Source organism: Allorhizobium sp. NPDC080224 (assembly GCF_050281005.1).
In the GTDB taxonomy this organism is placed as follows: Bacteria; Pseudomonadota; Alphaproteobacteria; order Rhizobiales; family Rhizobiaceae; genus Allorhizobium.
The window spans coordinates 1,437,991-1,461,303 of record NZ_JBNNWJ010000001.1 but is presented as its reverse complement, the minus strand read 5'-3'; the positions used below and the strand labels follow the sequence as shown (position 1 = coordinate 1,461,303).

General features: G+C 61.5%; 19 protein-coding genes. 12 read left to right on the top strand and 7 right to left on the bottom strand.

Going from position 1 to position 23,313, the window contains the following annotated elements:
- Positions 1-2 precede the first annotated feature (2 nt).
- From ACQKP1_RS07275 to ACQKP1_RS07260, 4 genes are all read left to right on the top strand, one after another.
- The gene (locus tag ACQKP1_RS07275; protein ID WP_427274748.1) at positions 3-1,892 is read left to right on the top strand and encodes an ABC-F family ATP-binding cassette domain-containing protein; all 1,890 of its coding nucleotides are present in this window, start codon (positions 3-5) and stop codon (positions 1,890-1,892) included.
- Positions 1,893-1,961: 69 nt separating this feature from the next.
- The gene (locus ACQKP1_RS07270) at positions 1,962-2,207 is read left to right on the top strand and encodes a type II toxin-antitoxin system VapB family antitoxin (RefSeq protein WP_203014627.1); all 246 of its coding nucleotides are present in this window, start codon (positions 1,962-1,964) and stop codon (positions 2,205-2,207) included.
- Positions 2,207-2,599 (top strand): type II toxin-antitoxin system VapC family toxin, encoded by a 393-nt coding sequence (locus ACQKP1_RS07265; protein ID WP_203014624.1) that lies wholly within the window; start codon positions 2,207-2,209, stop codon positions 2,597-2,599. The genes ACQKP1_RS07270 and ACQKP1_RS07265 overlap by 1 nt, the downstream gene beginning before the upstream one ends.
- A gap of 36 nt (positions 2,600-2,635) precedes the next feature.
- The gene (locus ACQKP1_RS07260) at positions 2,636-4,699 is read left to right on the top strand and encodes a prolyl oligopeptidase family serine peptidase (protein ID WP_427274747.1); all 2,064 of its coding nucleotides are present in this window, start codon (positions 2,636-2,638) and stop codon (positions 4,697-4,699) included.
- A gap of 35 nt (positions 4,700-4,734) precedes the next feature.
- Here ACQKP1_RS07260 and ACQKP1_RS07255 read toward each other — a convergent pair whose 3' ends face one another.
- Positions 4,735-5,184, bottom strand: a complete 450-nt coding sequence (locus ACQKP1_RS07255; RefSeq protein WP_427276422.1) for a DNA polymerase III subunit chi — start codon at positions 5,182-5,184, stop codon at positions 4,735-4,737.
- 17 nt (positions 5,185-5,201) lie between these two features.
- Entirely contained in the window at positions 5,202-6,698 is a 1,497-nt protein-coding gene (locus ACQKP1_RS07250) for a leucyl aminopeptidase (RefSeq protein ID WP_427274746.1), read from the bottom strand.
- Between the two features lie 269 nt (positions 6,699-6,967).
- On the opposite strand from ACQKP1_RS07250, the gene lptF reads away from it, so the two are divergent.
- From lptF to rsmA, 6 genes are all read left to right on the top strand, one after another.
- Positions 6,968-8,134: an LPS export ABC transporter permease LptF gene (lptF, locus tag ACQKP1_RS07245; RefSeq protein WP_203014613.1), complete on the top strand. Its 1,167-nt coding sequence runs from the start codon at positions 6,968-6,970 to the stop codon at positions 8,132-8,134.
- The gene (gene lptG, locus ACQKP1_RS07240; protein WP_203014610.1) at positions 8,131-9,213 is read left to right on the top strand and encodes an LPS export ABC transporter permease LptG; all 1,083 of its coding nucleotides are present in this window, start codon (positions 8,131-8,133) and stop codon (positions 9,211-9,213) included. Before lptF ends, lptG begins: the two co-directional genes overlap by 4 nt.
- A complete protein-coding gene (locus tag ACQKP1_RS07235) occupies positions 9,213-11,549 on the top strand; it encodes an LPS-assembly protein LptD (RefSeq protein WP_203014607.1) in 2,337 nt (778 codons plus the stop codon). Before lptG ends, ACQKP1_RS07235 begins: the two co-directional genes overlap by 1 nt.
- A gap of 127 nt (positions 11,550-11,676) precedes the next feature.
- Complete coding sequence (locus ACQKP1_RS07230; RefSeq protein WP_203014605.1) at positions 11,677-12,621, top strand: peptidylprolyl isomerase; 945 nt, start codon at positions 11,677-11,679, stop codon at positions 12,619-12,621.
- Positions 12,622-12,639: 18 nt separating this feature from the next.
- Positions 12,640-13,662 (top strand): 4-hydroxythreonine-4-phosphate dehydrogenase PdxA, encoded by a 1,023-nt coding sequence (pdxA, locus tag ACQKP1_RS07225; protein WP_427274745.1) that lies wholly within the window; start codon positions 12,640-12,642, stop codon positions 13,660-13,662.
- Positions 13,662-14,489, top strand: coding sequence for a 16S rRNA (adenine(1518)-N(6)/adenine(1519)-N(6))-dimethyltransferase RsmA (rsmA, locus tag ACQKP1_RS07220; RefSeq protein WP_427274744.1), 828 nt, complete (start codon positions 13,662-13,664; stop codon positions 14,487-14,489). Before pdxA ends, rsmA begins: the two co-directional genes overlap by 1 nt.
- 15 nt (positions 14,490-14,504) lie before the next feature.
- On the opposite strand, the gene ACQKP1_RS07215 is transcribed toward rsmA, so the two are convergent.
- Together ACQKP1_RS07215 and ACQKP1_RS07210 are read right to left on the bottom strand one after the other, a co-directional pair.
- Positions 14,505-16,694 carry a methyl-accepting chemotaxis protein gene (locus tag ACQKP1_RS07215; RefSeq protein ID WP_427274743.1) on the bottom strand — a complete coding sequence of 730 codons (2,190 nt, stop codon included), beginning with the start codon at positions 16,692-16,694 and terminating at the stop codon, positions 14,505-14,507.
- 136 nt (positions 16,695-16,830) lie between these two features.
- On the bottom strand, positions 16,831-17,748 hold the full coding sequence (locus ACQKP1_RS07210; protein WP_427274742.1) for a LysR substrate-binding domain-containing protein: 918 nt from the start codon (positions 17,746-17,748) through the stop codon (positions 16,831-16,833).
- A 154-nt stretch (positions 17,749-17,902) separates the two neighbouring features.
- Between ACQKP1_RS07210 and choX the strand changes: the two genes are divergently transcribed.
- On the top strand, positions 17,903-18,805 hold the full coding sequence (choX, locus tag ACQKP1_RS07205) for a choline ABC transporter substrate-binding protein (protein ID WP_427276421.1): 903 nt from the start codon (positions 17,903-17,905) through the stop codon (positions 18,803-18,805).
- Between the two features lie 8 nt (positions 18,806-18,813).
- The gene (gene betC, locus ACQKP1_RS07200) at positions 18,814-20,334 is read left to right on the top strand and encodes a choline-sulfatase (protein ID WP_427276420.1); all 1,521 of its coding nucleotides are present in this window, start codon (positions 18,814-18,816) and stop codon (positions 20,332-20,334) included.
- 61 nt (positions 20,335-20,395) lie between these two features.
- Here betC and gmk read toward each other — a convergent pair whose 3' ends face one another.
- From gmk to mltG, 3 genes are read right to left on the bottom strand one after another with little or no spacing between them, the layout of a single operon-like run.
- On the bottom strand, positions 20,396-21,043 hold the full coding sequence (gene gmk, locus ACQKP1_RS07195) for a guanylate kinase (protein ID WP_427274741.1): 648 nt from the start codon (positions 21,041-21,043) through the stop codon (positions 20,396-20,398).
- A 3-nt stretch (positions 21,044-21,046) separates the two neighbouring features.
- Entirely contained in the window at positions 21,047-21,937 is an 891-nt protein-coding gene (locus tag ACQKP1_RS07190) for a YicC/YloC family endoribonuclease (protein ID WP_427274740.1), read from the bottom strand.
- Positions 21,938-21,960: 23 nt separating this feature from the next.
- Positions 21,961-23,184 (bottom strand): endolytic transglycosylase MltG, encoded by a 1,224-nt coding sequence (gene mltG, locus ACQKP1_RS07185; RefSeq protein WP_427274739.1) that lies wholly within the window; start codon positions 23,182-23,184, stop codon positions 21,961-21,963.
- Positions 23,185-23,313 lie beyond the last annotated feature (129 nt).

Here is a 23,313-nt window from a genome sequence, read left to right as displayed (position 1 = left end):
CCATGATCACGATCAACGACATCTCCGCCCGCATCGCAGGCCGCCTGCTCATCGACCACGCCAGCGTCGCGCTGCCGGCCGGCACCAAGGCTGGCCTTGTCGGCAAGAATGGCGCGGGCAAATCCACGCTGTTCCGCATCATCACGGGCGATCTGGCCTCCGAAAGCGGCAATATCTCCATCCCGAAGAACGCGCGCATCGGTCAGGTGGCGCAGGAAGCACCGGGAACGGAAGACTCGCTGATCTCGATCGTGCTAGCCGCAGACAAGGAGCGCGCAGCTCTGCTCGTAGAGGCAGAGACGGCGACGGATCCGCATCGCATTGCCGAAATCCAGACACGGTTGGCCGATATCGGCGCGCATTCGGCAGAAGCGCGTGCGGCGACGATCCTGTCGGGCCTCGGCTTCGACCATGAGGCGCAGTTGCGTCCGGCCTCGTCCTTCTCCGGCGGCTGGCGCATGCGCGTGGCGCTTGCCTCGGTGCTGTTTGCCGAGCCGGATCTGCTGTTGCTCGACGAACCGACCAACTATCTCGACCTTGAAGGCACACTCTGGCTTGAGGACTATGTGCGGCGCTATCCGCACACGGTCATCATCATCAGCCATGACCGGGATCTCCTGAACACCGCCGTCAACTCGATCATTCATCTCGACCAGCAGAAGCTCACGCTCTATCGCGGCGGCTATGACAGCTTCGAGCGGCAGAAGGCCGAGAACGACGAATTGCAGATGAAGGCGAAGGCGAAGAACGACGCCGCGCGCAAACATCTGCAGAGCTTCATCGACCGCTTCCGCGCCAAGGCCACCAAAGCCAAGCAGGCCCAGAGCCGCATCAAGGCGCTGGAACGCATGGGAACGGTTGCGGCCGTGATCGAGGACCACGTTCATCCGATCACCTTCCCGAAGCCCGAAAAGCAGCCCGCCTCCCCGATCGTGGCCATCTCTGGTGGCGTGGTCGGCTACGAGCCGGGCAAGGCGATCCTGAAGAACCTCAACCTGCGCATCGACAACGATGACCGCATCGCGCTTCTCGGTTCGAACGGTAACGGCAAGTCGACCTTCGCCAAATTCATCTCCGGCCGACTGGAAGCCCAGGGTGGCCAGCTGAAGACGGCATCGAGCCTGAAGATCGGCTTTTTCGCCCAGCATCAGCTCGACGACCTCATCCCGAACGAGAGCCCGGTTGCCCATGTGCGCCGGCTGATGCCGCTGGAGCCGGAAGCCAAGGTGCGTGCCCGCGTCGCGCAGATGGGACTTGCGACGGAAAAGATGGAGACGGCTGCCAAGGATCTCTCGGGCGGCGAGAAGGCACGTCTCCTGATGGGGCTTGCGGCTTTTCATGCCCCGAACCTGCTCATCCTCGACGAACCGACCAACCACCTCGACATCGACAGCCGCAAGGCACTGATCGAGGCGCTCAACGACTATGAGGGCGCCGTTATCCTGATCAGCCATGATCGCCATTTGATCGAGGCGACCGTCGACCGGCTCTGGCTTGTGAACAACGGTACGGTCACCAGCTTCGACGGCGACATGGAAGAGTATCGCTCGCTGATCATCGCCTCGGGCAAGAAGCCGGTGGAGAAGGACAAGGGCGACGGCGGCGCTGATACCGTCAACAAGGCAGAGCAGCGCAAGGCTGCTGCCGACAGGCGCGCAAGCCTTGCACCACTCAAGAAAAAGATCAACGAAGTCGAGGCCTTGACGAAGAAGCTGGAGACTTTGATTCAGGCGCTCGACAAGGAGCTTGCCGATCCGGCTCTCTATGAAAAGGCGCCAGCCAAGGCGGCCGAGAAGGCCAAGCAGCGCGGAGAAGCGGCTGCAAAACTTTCGGCTGCAGAAGAGCAGTGGCTGGAGCTATCGGCCGAATACGAAGAGGGCATGGCAGGCTAAAGCCCTGCCTTCCTTGTTGAACCTTTGAATATACACTATCTTGAGGGCGTATATTCACGAGGTGAAGCCATGCCACTCTACGTGCGTGATGAACGAGTGAACCAGCTCGCAGAACAGGCGCAGAAAATTCTCAAAGCCCCGACCAAGACGGATGCCATCCGCCAGGCGCTCGAGCGCGTGGTCGAAGCGGAAGAGCAGCGGCCGCCGCTCGCCGAGCGGCTGGAGAAGATCAAGCAGCGCTACCAGGGCATGGGAAAAGTCGATCCCAATTTTAACGAGAAAGCATTCCTGGACGAAATGTGGGACGATAACTGATGTTTCTCGATACATCGGCGATCATCGAGTATTTTCTGGAGGGGCCGGAATACGACCGGGTCGCGATGGCCTTGGCTAACCCGCAAGCCCGTTACTTCGTGTCGCCGACGGTAATCTTTGAGGCGACGACTGTCCTTGCTGGCAAACGTCAGATCGCAGTCAATGAGGCGGCGGCACTCGTCCTCGATTTCCTCGCCGAGCTTGATGCCGAAATCTTGCCGGCCACCCGCGACACTGCGCTTGCCGCCATCGACGCCTTTTCGCGTTATGGCAAGGGGCGCCATCCGGCCCGCCTCAATTTCGGCGACTGCTTTTCCTATGCAGGTGCCAAGGCATCCGGTGGACCCCTTCTCTATGTGGGCGAGGACTTCCGTCGCACCGATCTCGCCTGATCGAATGAACTGACGAAAATGCAAAGGAGCAGCGCCATGGATCTCTTTCTTGAAAAGGATGACGATCCGCAGACGCTGGCCTTTGTTGCCGCACAGAACGCACGTTCTCACGAGGCGCTGGCGACACCTGAAATGGAGGCAGACGCCGAGGCGCTGCGGTCCATGATGGAGCGCCAGGACAGGCTGATCGTGCCAACGCGGCGCGGCGACTGGCTGTTCGACTTCAACCGTTCCCGGGACAATCCGCTCGGCGTGTTGCGCCGACTCCCGGCGACGGATGCGCCGCGGGCCGATGCCGCGTGGGAAACGGTGTTCGATGTCGATGCTTTCTGTGCGCAAGAGGGAAAACGCTGGATCTTCGGCGGCTGTGTCACCTGCCCCTTCGAGCCGACGCGCGTTCTGCTGCGCCTGTCTGACGGTGGCTCAGACCTGACGCGTTTTCTCGAGTTCGATCTCGAAACCAAACGGGTGGTGGACGGCGGCTTCGACACGCCGGCGGTTCGGGCGCAGGTGTCATGGCTCAGTGCCAACGAGATCGCCTATTTCGGATCGATCGACGACTTCTCCGCCACGCAGTCCGGCTGGCCAAGGGTTGGACGGCGATTGCGCCGTGGCGAAGCCCCGGCAGAGGCGGAGATCCTCTTTGAAGCCGCACCAACCGACGTCACCGGCTATGGCTTTATTATCGACCCCGAACTCGGCGGGCACACGGGGCCCGACACGCGACAGATCCGGGTGTTCATGGCGAACCACGAGATCGGCAAGCTCAGCCTTCATGTCGAAGACGCCGATGGCGTTGTCCGCCGGCTGCCGCTGCCACGGGAAATCGGCTTCGACATCAACCACAGCCACATCCTCTGGCTCGCGAAGAGCGACGAGCAGGTGGCTTCCGGCAGCCTCGTCCTGCAGGCGCTGACACCGTTCGATTCTGAACCTCTCGCGCCAAATCGGCGCGTTCTGGTGGAGCCTTCACCCGGTCGCGCGGTGCGTCACTTCACCCTGCTCCGCCACTGGGCGGTCTACACGGTCGACGATCGCCTCTCGCCGGAACTCTATGCACTCGATCTGACGCGAGAGGACGCCGTGCCTCAGCGCATCGACCTGCCAGCCGGCATCGAGGCCCTCTATTTCACGCCGCTGCATGCCGACCTGCATCTGGGAGACGATACACTTCACGTGATCGGCTCCGGCTTCCTGGTGCCGCCGACCCGCTACACGCTCGCCCTTTCCGATCGGGACCGCAATCCGACCAGGGAACCGCTTGCCCTGGTGCCGCAGGAAACCTCGCCCGCCTTTTTCGACGCTGAGGGCATGAGCAGCGAACTTCTCGAAGCGACATCAGAGGATGGCACCAAGGTGCCTTACCATCTGGTGCTGCCGAAGGCGTGGACGAAGGGCGAGCTTCCAGTTCTGATCTATGGCTATGGCGGCTTCGCCGTACCGCTTGCGCCGCATTATTCCGGGACCACCGGCCGGTTTCTGGACCAGGGTGGCGCCTATGTGCAGGCCTATATCCGCGGCGGCTCAGAACTCGGGCCGGAGTGGCACACACCAGTGAAGCGTAAAGGCCGCCACAAAGCTTACGAAGACTTTGTCGCGATCGCCCGTGATCTGGTGAAGCGTGGCTATACCAATCCATCGCGGATCGCCTGCACAGGCGGCAGTAATGGTGGCCTGCTCACCGGGGTCATGCTGACGCGTTATCCTGATGATTTCGGCGCCGTCTGGTGCCGGGTTCCGGTGCTCGACATGACCCGCTTCCATCTCTTCCCCGCCGGGCGGGCCTGGATGGACGAATACGGCAACCCCGACGACGAGGACGACCGCGCCTATCTCGTCGGCTACTCACCCCTGCATCAGGTTAAGCCGGCATCGGACCAAGCCTATCCGCCCGTCTATATCGAAAGTTCCAGCAATGACGACCGGGTGCATCCGTCGCATGCGCGGCGCTTTGCCACGCGGCTTGAAGAGGCCGGACACCTGCCCCTCTTCCACGAATACGGCTCCGGCGGCCATGGCGGGGCTGGCAACTCGGCGGAAATGGCGCGACGGACCGCCATGGGCTACAGCTTCTTGCGCCAGACGATCATGAAAGCCTGATATCGAGAAAGCGCGCCGCATAACCGGCGCCCCAATCAGGCCTTCTTCTCCCAGCGCCCCTCGGGGCTCTGTTGCCAGTAGGTCAGTGTGTGGCCCTGGCTCTTCAGCCGTTTCCATTGCGAGCGGGCCCCCTCGAGCTGTTCCGTGTCGTAACCGTCGAACACGAAGACGACGCGGTCATAGTGCAGCTCATCCGGCGGCTCGGCGCCATCGACCAGAAAGCGGACACTCGCCTGGTTGATGTTTTCGGTACCCGTCGTCAGCAGCACCGGTTGGCGATCCGGAGAGGCGCCGTCTTCCGTGCCATGCGGCAGAAAACTCTCGTCCCGATAGGTCCAGAGATGCGCATCGAGCACATCACGCCGTTCGGGGTCACGGGTCTGGACGGCCACGCGCCAGCCGCGCTCCACGCTCTTTTCCAGGAGCGGCGGGAGCGCGTCTTCCAGCTTCGATTCCGTCAGATGGTAGAAGAGCACATCGGCCACGGAGGCAGTCACCCCCATCAGGATTCGTAATGCGCGCGAACGAGTTCATCGAGCAGGCGTACACCGTAGCCCGAGCCCCAGGACTGGTTGATCTCGTCGCTGGGTGAACCCATCGCCGTGCTGGCGATGTCCAGATGCGCCCAGGGCGTATCCTTGACGAAGCGCTTCAGGAACTGAGCGGCCGTGATCGAGCCTGCCTGACGGCCACCGGTGTTCTTCATGTCGGCGAACTTGGAGTCGATCAGCTTGTCATACTCCTTGCCGAGCGGCATGCGCCACAGGCGCTCGTTGGTCGTCAGGCCCGCAGCGAGAAGCTTCTCAGACAGTTCGTCGTCGTTGGAGAACAGGCCCGCATGCACACTGCCGAGGGCTACGCCGATCGCCCCGGTCAGCGTCGCCAAGTTGATCATGAAGGCAGGCTGGAAACGATCGTTGCAATACCAGAGCGCATCGCAAAGCACGAGGCGGCCTTCCGCATCCGTGTTGATCACCTCGATCGTCTGGCCTGACATTGATGTCACGATATCGCCCGGGCGCTGGGCATTGCCGTCGGGCATGTTTTCGACGAGGCCGAGGATGCCGATGGCATTGACCTTCGCCTTGCGGGCGGCGAGCACATGCATCAAGCCCGCGACGGCAGCAGCACCGCCCATATCACCTTTCATGTCCTCCATGCCGCCTGCCGGCTTGATCGAGATGCCGCCAGTATCGAAAACCACGCCCTTGCCGACAAAGGCGATCGGCTTGTCCTTCGACTTGCCGCCCTTCCACTGCATCACGACAAGGCGCGGTGGACGCACGGAACCCTGGGCGACGCCGAGAAGCGCGCCCATGCCGAGCTTCTTCATCTCTTTTTCCGTCAGGATCTCGACCTCGACGCCGAGCTTTTCGAGGTCTTTCGCCTTGGCGGCGAACTCAAGCGGTCCGAGAACATTGGCAGGCTCATTGACGAGGTTGCGGGCGAGGATTACGCCGTCGGCGACCGCTTCCGCCTCGGCAAAGGCCTTCTTGGCGGCTGAGGCCTCAGCGGTGACGATCGTCACCTTCACCGTCTTTTCAGCCTTGTCTTCCTCGTCTTCCGACTTCTTCTTGGTCTTGTAGGTGTCGAACTTGTAGGCGCGAAGCAGCATTCCAAGCGCGAAATCCGCGACAGCCTTCGGCGAGACCTGAAGTCCGGGGACATCGACGTAGACGGTTACGGTGTCAGCCCCCTTCACCGCCGCCGTGGCAACGCCCCCTGCCTTCAACCAATCATGCGCGGACAGGCTGTCGCCCTTGCCGAGACCGAGGACGACCAGACGGTCGAGCGTCGAGCCGTGCGGGGCGACGATATCGAGGGTCGATAAGGACTTGCCAGTGAACTTGCCGGACTTCGCGGCACGAGCATAGACGCCCGCCGGATCCGCTTCAGCAGCCCCAGCCGGCTTGTCGGCGCCTGATGTCGTCAACAGAATGGCAAGGCCTTCCGTTGCTGCTTGGGACTTGGCGAAGGAGACGGCGAGTTTCAGCGACATGAAGGGCATCCTAGATACGTGATGAGAAGACTTGTTGGGATCATGGTCTTTTCGCGAACGATGGCAAGAGTTTGACCGGGCATTCCTCATCCAATCCCCCGATTGCGGCCATGGTCGCGCCAGCGTGTCCGATTTATCGCGGTGAAAGAAAAAACAGGATCAGGAAGCCGGGGAAATTGCCATCCCTCGGTCGCCAAAATGCCGCAAGCATTGTAGAGAACGCCAATCCTCGGCGCGACGTCTGCGTGTCGCGCCTGCAAGGGAACCCTATGAAGATACTCGAACAATACATCCTGCGGCGGGTCGTCCTGATGTTCACGACAGCGCTTTTGCCGGTGCTGGCGATCATCTGGACGACGCAGGTATTGCGACGTATCAACCTCGTCACCGATAGTGGCCAGTCGGTCGGGTCCTTCATGCTGCTGGCGACGATGATCCTGCCGACCATCATCGCGACCGTCCTGCCCTTCGCGCTGGTCATCGGCATCACCCACACGCTGACCACGATGAACAATGATTCGGAGCTCGCGGTCATCGATGCCGCCGGAGCACCGAGACGAACGATCCAGCGTCCGCTTCTGATGCTGGCCGGCGGTCTCAGCATCTTTTCGCTGGTGATGCTCGGCTTCGTCGAGCCGGCGATGCGCGTCAATGTGCGGACCATGATCGCGACCGCCTATGCCGATCTTCTCTCTTCGGTCATCGAGGAAAAGACCTTCCGTCAGATCGAGCCCGGCCTTTACGTGCAGATCTCGGAGCGGCAGGCTGGCCGCAAGATGAAGGGACTGCTGGTTGCCGATTCCCGCGACCCCGCATCCGAGCTCATCTATTATGCCCGTGAGGGCGCGGTCGAAGAGACCGGCAAGGCGCTCGTGATGCAGGATGGCGAAGTGCAGCGCAAAGCGCCGAACGGCGATGTGACCGTCATCCGCTTCGACCGCTACGCCTTCGATCTTTCGGACCTTTCGGAGGAGCGCGGCCAGGCCCGCTTCGGCGCCAAGGATCGCGACCTGTTCTACCTGATGGATCCCGATCCACTCGACGAGCGCTATGTCAGCAATCCCAACGACTTCACGGCCGAGCTCCACCGCCGCATCAGCGCGGCCTTCTTCCCGATGGTCTTTGCCCTGATCAGTCTGATGATCTGCGGTGATGCGCGGTCCCACCGTGAGGCGCGATTGCATCCCATGGCCTCGGCGCTCTTGATGTCGCTCACCATCTTCTGGGCGTCGAACTACGTCACCTCGTTGGTGGAGACATCCCCAGCCTTCGTGCCCCTGCAATATCTGGTACCGCTTGGCAGCGGCGCGGTCGCTGCCTTCATGCTGGCAACGAATCGCAGTCCGCGATTGCCGCGCGCAGTTTCGGCGCTTGTGGGTATGGTGATCACCATGACGCAGAAGCGGCTTGGCACAGGCACCGGGAGCGCCGCATGATCTGGACTCTCGGGCTCTATTTCTTCCGGCGCTACATGATGACGACGCTGTGGTTTTTCCTTGGCGTCGTCTCGATAACCTATCTTATCGACTTCACGGAAACCTCCGGCCGCTATGACGACCTGCCGGGCTATTCCGTGACCGGCGTGCTCTACCTCACTGCCTTGCGGCTGCCTCTGATTCTCCAACAGACGGTGCCGTTTATCGGCCTCTTCGTCGGCATGGCGACGCTGATTGCCCTCAACCGCAAGTCCGAACTGGTCGTCGCGCGGGCGGCTGGCATTTCCGTCTGGCAGTTCATGGCGCCCTTCCTGATCGGCGCCACCCTGATCGGCCTGACGACGACTCTGGTGATCAATCCCCTCGCCGCCTGGGGTGAACGCCAGGGCACCGAAATCGAAACGAAGTGGCGTGAAACGGCCGGCAGCGCGAAACCGGCGCCGATTCCGTGGCTGCGCCAGTCGAGCGGCGACAATGACGTGGCGCTCGGTGCGCGCGCCGTTCTTGAGGATGGCACGCTGCTCGTCGATGCCGTTCTGCTGCATTTCGACCAGGACGGACGCATCGTGCTGCGTCAGGATGCACGCACGGCTTCTTTGAAAGATGGTTACTGGATGCTTACCGACGTTCTCGAGACGCGTCCGGGAGAGATCCAGACGCGACTCGCTGAGGCGCGGGTTGCGACCAATCTCAACGAGGAATTCGTTCAGCAGCGCCTTGCCCGACCGGAAAGCGTTGCTTTTTATGATCTTTTTCAGAAAATTGAAGTTGCCCGATCCTTCGGGATCGCACCTCATGCGCTGGAAACGCAGTTTCACTCGCTGCTTTCACTGCCATTCCTGATGATTGCAATGACGCTGATTGCAGCAACCGTGTCGCTGAAATTCAGCCGTATCAACCAATCGAGAACGGTGATTCTCGGTGGAATATTGTCAGGCTTCGTGCTTTATGTTGTCTCTGTGCTCGTCAGAGCATTCGGAAGCAGCGGCGTCATGCCGCCATATGTTGCGGCCTGGGTCCCAGTTGTCGTAGCCATGGCACTGGGGGCAACGATTCTGCTTCACAAGGAGGATGGTTAGTGGCGGTAAAAGACCGCGGGAATATCAGGAGGCTCTCAGTAGCCCTGCTGACCAGTGTCGCTGTGTGCGCTATGGCGCCCGCTGCGCCTCTCGTGCATGCGCAGAGCCTGTCCGACTCAGCGTCGATGGCAGGTAACGTCCCTGATGACGCGAAGCTGCTTCTGGCAGCCAATGAACTCGTTTATGACCGTGATGCCGAGCGCGTTGTCGCGAACGGCGCGGTGCAGATCAATTATGCCGGCTACCAGATGGTGGCCCGTCAGGTCGTTTACGACCAGAAAACGGGCCGCGTCACAGCGGCGGGCAATATCGAGCTGGTCGAGCCGACCGGAAACCGCATCTATGCGGATTCGCTCGATGTCACCGACAATTTCTCCGACGGCTTCCTGCGTGCCTTGCGCGTGGAGAGCACCGACAACACACGCCTCGTTGCCGAAAGCGCTCAGCGCGTCGGCGGCACGCAGATGATTCTGCACAAGGGCGTGTACACGGCATGTCTTCCCTGCGCGGAAAACCCGTCCCGTCCGCCGCTCTGGCAGGTGAAGGCAGAACGCGTCGTACAGGACGGCACGAAGAAGACCGTGCGGCTCGAAAGGGCCCGGTTTGAACTGTTCGGCAAGTCGCTTGTGACGCTGCCGTTCATCGAGGTGCCTGATAATACCGTCAAGCGGAAGTCGGGCTTCCTGTTCCCGCAGTTCCGCTCGGGCGAAAATGTCGGTTTCGGCATTGCGGTCCCCTACTACATCGCCATTGCACCGGACCGCGACGCGACGATCACCACGACAGGCTTCAGCGCGCAAGGCGTGCTGCTCGAAGCAGAGGTCCGCCAGCGCTTCGAGAAGGGGCAAGCCAATATCCGGATCGCTGGCATCAGCCAGATGAATACGGATGAGTTCACCGCCGGCACGAGCGACGCCGAGCGCGACACGCGCGGCCTCATCGCGTCCAAGGGCGAGTTCAAGATCAATCCGCGCTGGTCATTCGGCTGGGATGTCATGGTGCAGAGCGACAACAATTTCGCACGCACCTACGGCATCGATGGGCTGAATGCGTCAACGAACACCAATGTCGTCTATCTGACCGGCATCGGCGAACGCAATTTCTTCGACATGCGCGGTTACTATTTCGACGTTCAGGATGCGGACCTGAACAATACAGCCGAAAAGAAGCAGGCCACTGTCCTGCCGGTCATCGACTACAGCTACTACGCGCCCGAACTGGTCGCCGGTGGCCAGCTGGCTGGCACCTTGAACTTCACCTCCCTGTCGCGCTTCTCGAGCGAGTTTGCCGACACAAACAGGGACGGCGCATTTGATGTTTATCGCGGGCTGAAGGGCCACATGAACCGCCTGACGGGCGAGCTCGAATGGGAGCGCACTTTCGACGGTCCGGGCGGTTTGCAGATCACGCCGCTTCTGGCTGCGCGCGGCGATGTTTATGGCCTCGCCATGGACGCGCCCGGCAACTACACCGGCGGCTACACGAGCAATGACGCACCTGCTCGCTATTTGCTGACTGCCGGTATCGAAGCCCGCTACCCGTGGCTTATCACGACTGCCAACAGCTCGCATATCATCGAGCCGATCGCGCAGATCTATGCCCGCAACAACGAGGGCTATGCTGGCCAGTTGCCGAACGAAGACGCGCAGAGCCTGGTGTTCGATGCGAGCAACCTCTTCTCGCGCAACAAGTTTTCCGGGTTTGATCGTGTCGAGGGCGGCACACGCGCCAATGTCGGCATGCGCTACACCGGCAGCTTCGACAACGGGATCGGTGTTCGTGCTGTCATCGGCCAGTCCTACCATCTGGCGGGCCTGAACTCCTACGCAACGCAAGACCTGCTTGCCGTGGGCTCCGATTCCGGCCTTGAGACTGACGTCTCCGACTACGTCGCATCGGCTGGCTTCGAACTGCCGATCGGGCTTTCGCTGAGTGCCGGTGTGCGGCTCGACGAGGAAACGCTCGATGTCCGCCGTACCGACGTCAACGCGACCTATGCTCAGGACCGGTTTGAAACAAGCCTGACATTTACCCAGGTTGACGCTCGCCCGGCCTACTCGTTCAGCAACGACAACCAGACGGTCACCAGCTCCACGACCGTGAAGGTCACTGAGAACTGGTCGGTGTTTGGCTCGGTCAACTACGACATCGATGCCGACAAGTTCAACCGCCGCAGTGTTGGCATCTCCTATGCCGACGAATGCACGGTCTTCTCGATCGCCTATTCGGACAAGTATGACCCGAATGCCGAGACCGCGAACGACTGGACGATCGGTGGAAAGCTGGTGTTCCGCACCCTCGGAGAGATCAATCTCAGCGACACCTCGTTCGAGTGAGGCAAAGCCGCTGCGATGCAGGTCATTGTTTCGCCGCATGGATTGTGCAATCCGTGCGGCGGTTCTAAAATCCGTTACATGATCTAAGTCCGGAGCAGGCTTCTGCAGTTCGGAGAAAGGATGACAGATGGCTCATGCAAAAAAAGGCACCGGTCTGCTGCTCGCCGGCGTCATCGCGCTGTCCTTAAGCGTCAGCCCGACGCCAATCTTTGCGCCGGCTCAGGCAGCAACATCGGTGGCAGCCGTTGTCAACAAGACCGCGATCACCAGCGCTGACGTCGCGCGCCGCGTGGCCTTCCTCAGGCTGCAGCGTCGCAGCGGCAATCTCCAGCAGATCGCCCGGGAAGAACTCGTGAACGAGACGCTGAAGCGCGAGGAAATCGCGCGCGTCGGCATGTCCGTCAGCACGGCGGATGTGGATGCCTCGTTCGAACGCTTTGCGTCATCGAACAAGATGTCCGTATCACAGCTCAATTCCGTGCTCGATCAGGCGGGCGTGGGTGCTGCCCACTTCAAGTCCTTCATCGCCGTCTCGATGAGCTGGCCGCGCCTCGTGAACGCGCGTTACGGGGCAGGCGCACGTGGCCGTTTGTCGAACCAGGATCTCGTGACCCGTCTTCTCGAAAACAAAGAGAAGCCGGTGACGACGGAATATTTCCTCAAGCAGGTGATCTTCGTGGTGCCAGCCTCGAAGAAGGGCATCGTCGGCAAGCGCAAGGCGGAAGCCGAAAAGTCGCGCGCCTCGTTCCCGGGCTGCGATCAGGCCATGGAATTCGCCAAGAACTATCTCGATGTGTCGATCCGTAATCTCGGCCGCGTTCTTGAGCCCGAGATGCCGCCGGAATGGAAGCCGCTGGTCGAAAAGGCAAAGGGTGGCACGACGGCAACCCGCGTGACCGACCGTGGTGTCGAGTATCTTGCCATTTGCAACCAGCGTCAGGTCTCCGACGACGTGGCGGCAGAGGTCGTCTTCCGCGCCGAGGATATCGGCAAGGAACAGCAGGGCGAGAACCCGAATTCCGACAAATATCTGGAAGAACTGCGCTCGAAGGCCCAGATCGTAATGCAATAAGCCTCGAAAGGCCGATCCATGACCAATGGCGTCCTTCCGCTGGCGCTCAGCCAGGGCGATCCGGCCGGTATCGGGCCGGATATCACTCTTCAGGCGTGGCTGAAACGGGATGAACTGGCGCTCCCGCCGTTCCTCTATATCGGCGATCCCGAGGTCCTGAAGGTCAGGGCCCGCCAGTTGGAACTCGAGGTTGTTGTCGAGGAGACTGATGCGGCGCATGCAAGCGGCGTCTTCGCCCGGGCGCTTCCGGTTCTTCCCATTCCCACCGGCGTCGACGTCTTGGCTGGCAAGCCGCATGTGGCGAATGCCCGCGGCACGATCGCAGCTATCGAGACTGCCGTTGCGCTTTGCCTCCAAGGTACGGTGCGTGCTGTCGTCACCAATCCGATCGCGAAATCCGTGCTGTACGAGGCCGGTTTCGGTTTTCCTGGCCATACCGAGTTTCTCGCCGATCTCGCGGCGCGGGCAAGGGGTGGCTCGGTCATGCCGGTCATGATGCTTGCCGGCCCGAAGCTCAAGGCCGTCCCGGTGACCATCCATATTCCGCTGAAGGATGTTCCGGACGCGCTGACGGAGGACCTGATCGTCGACACCTGCCGGATCGTCGCGAAGGATCTTGCCGACCGCTTCGGGATCGCGTCCCCGCGGCTGGCGGTCGCCGGCCTCAATCCGCATGCGGGCGAGAATGGCGCGATCGGCCATGAGGACGACGACATCATCCATCCGGCAATCCGCCGGCTGCGCGATGAGGGCATCGATGCCTTCGGCCCTCTGCCCGCCGACACCATGTTTCACGACGATGCACGCAGCCGCTACGACGTGGCGATCTGCATGTATCACGACCAGGCACTGATTCCGGCCAAGGCACTCGGCTTCGACGACAGCGTCAACGTGACGCTCGGGCTTCCCTTCATCCGCACCTCACCCGATCACGGGACGGCCTTTGGCCTCGCGGGCAGCGGTTTTGCCAAGGAAACCAGCCTCATTGCAGCCTTGCGGATGGCCGATCGCATGGCGCATGAGCGCGAGGCATCTCTCTGATGGCCGCCCTCGATGGACTGCCGCCGCTGCGCGATGTGATCGCGCGCCATGGATTAGATGCCAAGAAGGCACTCGGACAGAACTTTATCCTCGACCTGAACTTGACCCAGAAGGTGGCCCGCAATGCCGGTTCGCTCGAAGGGGTGACGGTGATCGAGGTCGGGCCGGGTCCGGGCGGCCTGACCCGGGCGATCCTTGCGCTTGGCGCAAAGAAGGTCATAGCGATCGAGCGTGATCCGCGTTGCCTGCCGGCTCTAAAGGAGATTGCCGACCATTATCCCGGTCGCCTTGAGGTGATCGAAGGTGATGCGCTGAAGACCGATTTTGCGAGCCTCGCCCCGGGCGAGCCGGTCAAGATCATCGCGAACCTGCCTTACAATGTCGGCACGCAGTTGCTGGTGAACTGGCTGTTGCCAGGCCAATGGCCGCCCTTCTGGCAGTCCCTGACGTTGATGTTCCAGAAGGAAGTCGGGCAGCGGATCGTGGCACGTGAGGACGACAACCATTATGGCAGGCTCGGCGTGCTCTGCGGCTGGCGAACGGAGGCGCACATGGCCTTCGACATCCCCCCGCAGGCCTTCACACCGCCGCCAAAGGTGACCTCGACCGTGGTCCATCTGGTGCCGATCGAAAAGCCCCTGCCCTGTGATCCGGACAAGCTCGAAAAAGTCACGCAGGCTGCTTTCGGCCAACGTCGCAAGATGCTCCGGCAAAGCCTCAAGCCGATCGGCGGCGAAGCATTGCTCGCCCGCGCGGAGATCGATCCTCAACGCCGGGCGGAAACGCTCAGCGTCGAGGAATTTTGTCGGATCGGCAATCTGCTCTGAGTACCCGTTTCTTCGTCAGGCGGCCTCGCGGCCGCGCTCACGATTCTCGTTTCCAGGCAATTTGAACATGGCGATCTGACCGTTAAGGCGGTCAGCTTCGGTCGCCACGCTCGACGTCGCTGCACTCGCTTCCTCGACCATCGCCGCATTCTGCTGGGTCACCTGATCCATCTGGCTGACGGCCTGGCTGATCTCGTTGAGGGCAGCCGACTGCTCCTTTGCAGCCGAAACGATGGCCGTGACGCGCTCGTTGATCTTCATCACGTGGTCTTCGATGCCCTTCAGCGTGTCGCCGGTTTCGTTGACCAGCCGAACCCCGGCCTCCACCTCCTGCGCCGAACGATTGATCAGCGCCTTTATCTCGCGTGCGGCGTTGGCGGACCGCTGGGCGAGTTCGCGGACCTCCTGGGCCACGACGGCAAAGCCCTTTCCGGCCTCCCCTGCCCGGGCTGCCTCGACGCCCGCATTCAGCGCCAGAAGGTTGGTCTGGAAGGCGATTTCATCGATGACCGAGATGATCTGGCTGATCTGCCCGGAGGACTGTTCGATATGCTGCATCGCCTTGACCGTATCCGATACGACAGCACCGGATTTCTGGGCGGTCACGCTTGCTTCGCGCACCAGATGACCGGCCTCTTCCGCACGTTGCGCCGAGCTCGTCATGGTCGTGGTGATCTGCGTGATCGAGGCGGCAGCCTCCTCCAGAGCCGCGGCCTGGCGTTCGGTGCGGCGAGCAAGATCATCGGCTGCCAGTTGCAGTTCCTGCGAGCCGCCATGCAACTGTCCGGTGCTCTCGCGGATGGTCGCCATCACGCCGCAGAGCCGCTCCATCGAGCTGTTGAAGCTCATGCGAAGCGGATCGAGAGAGGGCGCGAAGGGGTTGGACAGACGGTAGCCGATCTCACCCGATGACAGCGCATCCAGGCCACTGGCGAGCTGTTCCACCGCAAATGCGATCTCCGCGGCACGCTCGGCCCGTTCGCGCTCGGCTTCAAGCTCGGCGGCACGCTTGATCCGTTCGGCTGCCTCCTGCTCTTCGCGCTCCTTGACCATGCGGGCCTTGGCAAGCGCGATATACTCGGTGACGGCGCGCCCCATCTGGCCGATCTCGTCCTTGCTCTCGGAACGGATCAGGTCGACTTCGACATTGCCGGCTGCCAGATCATTCATCGTCTTCGTCAGGCGCCGCAGCGGACGCACGACGGTTAGGGACAGCGAAACGGCGAAGAAGCAGGCAAAGGTGAGCACCGTGCTCGTGATACCGGCCACGCGCAGAAGGTGATGGTATTCTTCATCTGCCATCCCTTGTGCATCCACGACAATGGTCGCCAGCGTCTCGTTTTCGAGTTCCTTCAGGCGCTCGATGCGGCGCGCTGAGCGCTCCAGCCACTCGCCGCTGTCGATCGCACTGAGGTCAGCCGACAGGCCACCCACCATCATCTTCGAGCGGATATCTTCGACCGCGTCTGCATCCGGCGTATGCAGCGATTCGCGATAGTGCTCCCGATCCTCGTCCGGCAGCAGTTCGAGATACTGATCGATCAGCGACTTCTGCGAGCCGAACATGCCGACGAAATCGAGATAATGTGCCTCGTCGAACTTGCCTTCCGAGATGAAGGCGTGACCCAGATTGCGCTCCTGGCCTGCGACTTCCTTGGCATTCATCAGAAGACTGTAGGCCATCATCTTGCCGACCACGCCTCTGGCGCCTGCCGCGAGCGAGAACTCGCGCGAGACATTCATCAGCCGGTGAACGAGATCGGTGTAGTAGACGAAGACCTCCGTGGGCTCCAAGGCCAGATTGTCTGTCGAGGCCCGGATCTGTGGAAGCTTCGCCAGCACGGCCTCGAGCTCCTGTTCGTGGCGCATCAGCGTCGGATCGCCCTCGGCCTTCATGTCGGCGAGAACCTGATCCATCTTGTCGAGGGCGGGCGCACCGGCGGTTCGGGCGGCCTCAAGTTCGGCGCCATGCTCCCGCCCCTTGGAGGCGAGCAGGCCCACCGCTTCGGCGCGTTCCGCCTGGAGCGCATGCACGAAATCACCGATCACGCCGAGATCGGCGCTGACGATGTTCAGATGGCGAGCATGCTGATAGGCAGTAAACGTCGTATTGATTTCGACATAGGCCAGACCGGCCAGAGCCACGAGCGGTATGGCAAGCGCCACCGCGAGGCGCCAAGTCACTGAAACATCTGTCAGTCGCATCTCGATCCCCAGCACTAAATGAGTATTCACTAAGGTTCCGCAACCATAGCGTCAGAACAATGATGCAATGCAATGGTTAAACATTAGTCATAGGTGAATTGGGCAAATTGAGCGATGACGCGATTTCTTTGGTCTTTCAGGTCGGGATCCGTCCGGCAACTGTGCCACCAGCCTCTTCGACCAACCATGCGGCGAGCAAAGTCACGGCCTCGCTGTCGCTGCCAGGTACGAGCCAGTAACCACGTTCCTCAACGGAGACCATGTCACCGGCCATGACCAGTAGGTTGGCGTCGAGCAGGTGATCAACAATACCCAGCCAGCCAAGAGCCACGCCCTGCCCTGCCATGGCAGCCTGAACGACGAGCGCATAGGTGTTGAAGCGGAGGTCACCCGGACTGTCCCGCAGGCTCTCGCCCAGTCGCTGCCGTGACATGTAGGCGGGCCAGTCGAGCCAGGGCGACAGTTGCTCGGCTTCGAGATGGATTAGAGGACATTGTTGGAGGACCAGGTCCGGTCCATCCGTCAGGTTGCGCGCCAGGCTGGGCGTGCAGACTGGCACCACGCGTTCCGGCATCAGCAAGCGGGCGTCGCTGCCGAACTCGCTGCCAGAGCCGAAGGCGACGGCGAGATCCGCATCCTCCCGCCAATGATGGCTGAGGCGCTGGGTGGCGACGATCTGCAAATCGATTTCCGGATGGCTTTGTCGAAAGGCGTGCATGCGCGGAATAAGCCAAAGGCTCGAGAAGGCGTAATCTGTCGCGAGCCGCACCGCAGGCCTTCTGCGCGCTGCCCGCACGCTGCGCTGTAGGGCATCGACCTCCGACACCGTGCGCTCTGCAATTGCGAGCAGCCGCCGCCCTTCCTCGGTATACCTTACGCCCCTGTGCAGGCGATGCAGCACAGGCTGACCAAATCGCTGCTCCAGAAGGCGGATCTGATAACTCACAGCCGGCTGTGTCAGGCCAAGGGCTTCGGCAGCGGCCGACAGGGAGCCTTTTCGCTCGATCTCGACCAGCAGGCGCATCCAGGCGAGATCGATCAGCGCTTCAGACATAAATTTTCTCTATGTGAAACATCAAAATTCTCCCGCTTCACAGGTGAATGGTGCACCTCTTGAATAAGGGTAACCAATATCACAACAAGAGGGAACCATCATGCGCAAGACACTCACGTCCGGCACCCGCCTTGGCGGGCTCGCCGCTCTGGCAATGCTGTTCATCACCACCGCGGCCGCCGCTGCGGATGCCGAAAGCTGCAAGGTCGTCCGGCTGTCCGATCCGGGCTGGACCGACATCACGGCGACCAACGGTGTCGCCGCAGTCGTCCTCGAGGCGCTCGGCTATGAGCCGGACGTGAAAACGCTTTCCGTGCCGATCGGCTATCAGTCGATGAAGAACGGTGAGATCGATGTGTTTCTCGGCAACTGGATGCCGGCTCAGCAGGCCTTCATCGACGACCTAAACTCTGCGCAAGCGATCGAGGTCCTGGCCAAGAACCTGGAAGGGGCAAAGTTCACGCTTGCCGTTCCGACCGCAGTGGCAGACAAGGGCATCAAGGATTTCGCCGATCTCGGCAAAAACCCGGACGAATTCGAAAGCAAGATCTACGGCATCGAGCCCGGCGCACCGGCCAATGCAAACATCCAGAAGATGATCGATGCCGGCGAGTTCGGTCTGAAGGGCTGGGAACTGGTCGAGTCCGGCGAGCAGGCCATGCTCGCCCAGGTCGAGCGGGCCACGAAGGAAGGCAAGGGCGTGGTCTTCCTCGCCTGGGCGCCGCATCCGATGAACGAACGCTTCGACCTCACCTACCTTTCGGGTGGCGACGCCTATTTCGGCGCCAACTACGGCGGCGCGGAAGTCTATACGCTGGCCCGCGCCGACTGGAGCGGCAGCTGCCCGAATGCCGCAACCCTCTTCAAGCAGATGACCTTCGACGTCTCGATGGAAAACGTCTTGATGGGCGAGATCCTCGGCGGCAAGGATTCGAAGGAAGCGGCAACCGAGTGGCTGAAGGCTAATCCCGCCGTCATGGATGCCTGGCTGCAAGGCGTGACCACTCTCGACGGCCAGCCGGGTGACGCGGCGGTCAAATCGGCTCTTGGTCTCTGAGGTCGTCAATCGTGACTTCGCGCCCCAACATCCTGATCCTGATGGTGGATCAGTTCAACGGGACCTTCTTCCCCGACGGTCCCGCCGACTTCCTGCATGCCCCGCATCTCAAGTCTCTGGCGAAGCGCTCCGTGCGCTTCGCCAACACCTACACGGCAAGCCCGCTCTGCGCCCCGGCACGCGCCTCCTTCATGTCCGGGCAACTGCCGAGCCGCACGCGCGTCTACGATAACGCCGCCGAATTTGCTTCCGACATACCGACCTATGCGCATCACTTGAGGGCTGCCGGCTACCAGACCAGCCTTTCCGGCAAGATGCATTTCGTCGGGCCGGACCAGTTGCATGGTTTTGAGGAGCGGCTGACGACCGACATCTATCCCGCCGACTTCGGCTGGACGCCCGACTATCGCAAGCCGGGCGAGCGGATCGACTGGTGGTATCATAATCTGGGCTCTGTCACCGGTGCCGGGGTCGCCGAAATCACCAACCAGATGGAGTATGATGACGAGGTGGCCTACAACGCAACTCGGCGTCTCTACGACCTGTCGCGCGGCCATGACGAGCGGCCCTGGTGCCTGACGGTGAGCTTCACCCATCCGCATGACCCCTATGTTGCGCGGCGGAAGTATTGGGATCTCTATGAAGGTTGCGAGGCGCTGCAGCCGAGCGTGCCGGCCATCCCCTACGAGGAGCAGGATCCGCATTCGCGCCGCCTCATGGACGCCTGCGACCACCTCGCCTTCGACATTACCAACGAACACGTGGCACGAGCCCGTCAGGGCTACTTCGCCAATATCTCCTATGTCGACGACAAGATCGGCGAAATCCTCGACGTACTCGAGCGCACCCGGATGGCGGAGAACACCATCATTCTCTTCGTCTCCGACCATGGCGACATGCTTGGCGAGCGAGGCCTATGGTTCAAGATGAACTTCTTCGAGGGCTCGGCACGGGTACCGATGATGATGGCGGTCCCGGGGATCGATGGACGGCTGGTGACGACGCCGGTTTCGACGCTCGATGTTACGCCGACGCTTGCCGGTCTCGCGGGCATCGACATTTCGACAATCAAGGACTGGACCGACGGCGAGGACCTGATACCGCTTGCGACCGGCACCGGCGGCCGCAGCATCGTTCCGATGGAATATGCCGCCGAAGGGACGGTGAGCCCCATGGTCGGGCTTCGGAACGAGCGCTACAAACTGACGCTCTGTGCTGCTGATCCACCGATCTTGACCGATTTGGAGGCCGACCCCTACGAGCTCACCAACCTCATGGACGATCCGGCAGCTGCGGACATTTTTGCGACACTGAGCGCCGAAGCGGAGCGGCGCTGGGATTTAACTCGCTTCGATGCCGCCGTCCGGGAAAGCCAGGCTCGACGCCACATCGTCTATACGGCACTGCGCAACGGCGCCTATTTCCCCTGGGACTACCAGCCGCTGCAGAAGGCCTCGGAGCGCTATATGCGCAACCATATGGACCTCAACATTCTCGAAGAAAGTCAGCGCTTCCCAAGAGGCGAATGATCCAAACAAGAAGGGCGGCGGAGATAATCGCGCCGCCCTTTTCAATGGGTCAGAGACACTCTCAGGCGATCAGCCCTTCAACAAAATCGAACAGGCCGTGGCGACGATCACGACGCAGGCGCTCAGCCTTGACGATGGACTGCACGGCATCGAATGCCGAGTTCAGGTCGTCATTGACGATGACATAGTCATATTCGCGCCAGTGCTTGATCTCGGCGCGGGAATTGTTGAGGCGGGTCTGGATGACCTCTTCCGTGTCCTCGGCGCGACGATGCAGGCGCGACTGCAATTCGGCCATGGTCGGCGGCAGTATGAAGATCGACACGACGTCGGCCGACATCTTTTCCTGCAGCTGCTGGGCGCCTTGCCAATCGATATCGAAGAGCATGTCGCGCCCCTCACCCATGGCCGCTTCCACGGCTTCGCGCGGCGTGCCGTAGTAATTGCCGTGAACCTGCGCCCATTCCAGCAGCGAGTCGCTATCGCGCAGCCGTTCGAATTCGCGCTGCGAGACGAAGTGGTAATGCACGCCCTCAATCTCGCTCTGGCGACGCTGGCGGGTGGTGATGCTCACCGAGAGACTGATCTGCTGATCTCGGTCCATCAACGTTCGCGCAATCGTCGACTTGCCGGCGCCCGAGGGCGAGGAGATGACGAGCATCAGGCCGCGCCTTGCGATCTTGACGGAGGTGGGGGCGGCAGCGGCCATGGACTACTCCAGATTCTGAACCTGTTCGCGGAACTGGTCGATGACGACCTTCAATTCGATGCCGGCGGCAGTGACTGCGACGGCATTAGACTTGGAACAGATAGTATTTGATTCGCGGTTAAATTCCTGCGCCAGGAAATCGAGCTTGCGGCCGACGGGACCACCCACGGACAAGAGTTCCCGGGCCGCCGCCACATGGGCCTTGAGGCGATCGATTTCCTCACGCAGATCCGCCTTGGTGGCAATCAGAGCGATTTCCTGATGGAGGCGGTCGCGGTCGAGCCCGCTGGTTGAGTCCATCAGGCTGGAAAGCTGCGCTTCAAGCCGGCGTGCGATCTCTTCGGGCGAGCGGGACGGATCGGCCTCGATCTGCATGGCGAGTTCTTCGATCCTGGCGATATGCTCTTCGAGGATCCGGCGCAGCGCTGCCCCCTCGGTCGTGCGCATGTCTACCAGTGCGGAGATAGAACGTTCGAGGCCAGCGAGAATGTCGGCATCACGCGCGGCGATCGCCTCGGCGTCATCGGTCGCCTCGCGCATATCGACAAGCCCTCGGATAGACAGCAGAGTGTCCAGCCTGAGCGGTGCCGGGTCCAACACCTCGGGACCAAGTTCGTTGCGCAAGGCGAGAACGGCCGCCAGTGCATCATGATTGAGCACCGCTTCGACGCGATTTTCACTGACCGTCAAGCTGAGGCCGATCTGCAAATTTCCGCGCGTCAGACGCTCGCTGGCCAGGCGACGGATATCCGTCTCCAGTGCTTCGTGTCCCTGCGGCAAACGTGTGCGCAGGTCGAGACCCTTGCCGTTCACCGAGCGCAATTCCCAGGCCCAGCGATACCGACCGGACGAGCCCTCGACCCGGGCGAAGCCCGTCATGGATTGCAGTGTCATGTCCCCGCCCCTTACCGCCGGTCTCAGTTATTGGCCGACGGATCGACTTCCGGATCGACATCCAGTGTGGCTGGCGGCGTTTGAGCCCGCTCGGCCTCGATCTTGCGCCAGCGACGCACATTCGCATTGTGCTCATCGAGCGTCTTGGCAAAGGCGTGACCGCCGGTTCCGTCAGCGACGAAATAGAGGTCATCCGTCTTCCACGGATGCGCAACCGCTTCGAGGGCGGCACGGCCAGGATTGGCAATCGGGCCCGGCGGCAATCCCCTGATCACGTACGTGTTGTAAGGCGTTTCCTTGCGGATGTCCGACTGATAGATCGGCCGATCGGCCGGTTTGCCGTCACCGCCGAAGAGGCCATAGATGATCGTCGGGTCGGACTGCAGGCGCATGCCCTTGTTCAGGCGATTGATAAAGACCGAAGCGACATGGGCGCGCTCGTCGTCCTTGCCGGTTTCCTTTTCGACGATCGAGGCCAGCGTGACGAACTCTTCCTTCGTCTCGACAGGCAGATCCGGGTCACGCTTCTCCCAGATCTGGTCGATCAGACGTTCCTGTGCGGCCCGCATCTGAGCAATGATCTCGGCACGGTTGGTGCCACGCGTAAACTTGTAGGTGTCCGGACGCAGGCTGCCTTCCGGCGGAAGCTCGGCAGGCAGGTCGCCTTCAAGCACGGGATCGGCGGCAAGCCGCTGGAACATCTGCTTGACGGTCAGACCTTCGGGCAGCGACACGGAATAGAGTATCGATCGTCCGGATTCGAGCAGCGCCGTGATCTCCTTCATCGAGGAGCCGGCCTTAATCTCGTATTCGCCGGCCTTCAGCGTCTGACCGTCCGTGAGATAGGTGGTCGTCACATAGCGATAGATGCGGGCATCCGTAACGATCCCGTTGCGTTCCAGATTGTTGGCAATCTCGGCCAGACCGGCACCGCTGCGGACGACGAAATTGGTGTTGGCGACGAGCGGGCCGGGCTTCTGGTAGCTGTCCATCACATAGAAGAAGCCGGCGACAGCGACGACGCTGACGAAGACCACCATGGTCATCAGGAAGTTCAGAAAGATCACCAGCTGGCTGCGCGCCTTTCGCGAGCGGCGCGGCGGCTGTGGCACGCGCTCGGGGCGCAGGGCCTCGTTCGGCGACTTCGGAATGAAGGGTCCCTTGCCCGGCTGGGTATCGGCATCGCGGCCGAAGGAGACACCGTTGTTCTGGCTACCGCCGTTCTGGCTGTTGTCGGTCACCGGCAATCCTTCTTAGTTTCGCACTCGCGGCTGTTTTATCCAGCAATGCGGCAAAAATCCGGGTCATCGTCCGGCACAGATGCGCCGGGCGTTGGCATGATTTCTACCCGCTAAAAGTGGTGGCGGGCAAGAGCG

Bases quoted from the DNA above. Each gene is read 5' to 3' on its own strand.
- ACQKP1_RS07275 (WP_427274748.1), top strand. From the start codon at position 3: ATGATCACGATCAACGACATCTCCGCCCGCATCGCAGGCCGCCTGCTC.
- ACQKP1_RS07270 (WP_203014627.1), top strand. From the start codon at position 1,962: ATGCCACTCTACGTGCGTGATGAACGAGTGAACCAGCTCGCAGAACAG.
- ACQKP1_RS07265 (WP_203014624.1), top strand. From the start codon at position 2,207: ATGTTTCTCGATACATCGGCGATCATCGAGTATTTTCTGGAGGGGCCG.
- ACQKP1_RS07260 (WP_427274747.1), top strand. From the start codon at position 2,636: ATGGATCTCTTTCTTGAAAAGGATGACGATCCGCAGACGCTGGCCTTT.
- ACQKP1_RS07250 (WP_427274746.1), bottom strand. From the start codon at position 6,698: ATGTCGCTGAAACTCGCCGTCTCCTTCGCCAAGTCCCAAGCAGCAACG.
- lptF (WP_203014613.1), top strand. From the start codon at position 6,968: ATGAAGATACTCGAACAATACATCCTGCGGCGGGTCGTCCTGATGTTC.
- lptG (WP_203014610.1), top strand. From the start codon at position 8,131: ATGATCTGGACTCTCGGGCTCTATTTCTTCCGGCGCTACATGATGACG.
- ACQKP1_RS07230 (WP_203014605.1), top strand. From the start codon at position 11,677: ATGGCTCATGCAAAAAAAGGCACCGGTCTGCTGCTCGCCGGCGTCATC.
- pdxA (WP_427274745.1), top strand. From the start codon at position 12,640: ATGACCAATGGCGTCCTTCCGCTGGCGCTCAGCCAGGGCGATCCGGCC.
- rsmA (WP_427274744.1), top strand. From the start codon at position 13,662: ATGGCCGCCCTCGATGGACTGCCGCCGCTGCGCGATGTGATCGCGCGC.
- ACQKP1_RS07215 (WP_427274743.1), bottom strand. From the start codon at position 16,694: ATGCGACTGACAGATGTTTCAGTGACTTGGCGCCTCGCGGTGGCGCTT.
- ACQKP1_RS07210 (WP_427274742.1), bottom strand. From the start codon at position 17,748: ATGTCTGAAGCGCTGATCGATCTCGCCTGGATGCGCCTGCTGGTCGAG.
- choX (WP_427276421.1), top strand. From the start codon at position 17,903: ATGCTGTTCATCACCACCGCGGCCGCCGCTGCGGATGCCGAAAGCTGC.
- gmk (WP_427274741.1), bottom strand. From the start codon at position 21,043: ATGGCCGCTGCCGCCCCCACCTCCGTCAAGATCGCAAGGCGCGGCCTG.
- ACQKP1_RS07190 (WP_427274740.1), bottom strand. From the start codon at position 21,937: ATGACACTGCAATCCATGACGGGCTTCGCCCGGGTCGAGGGCTCGTCC.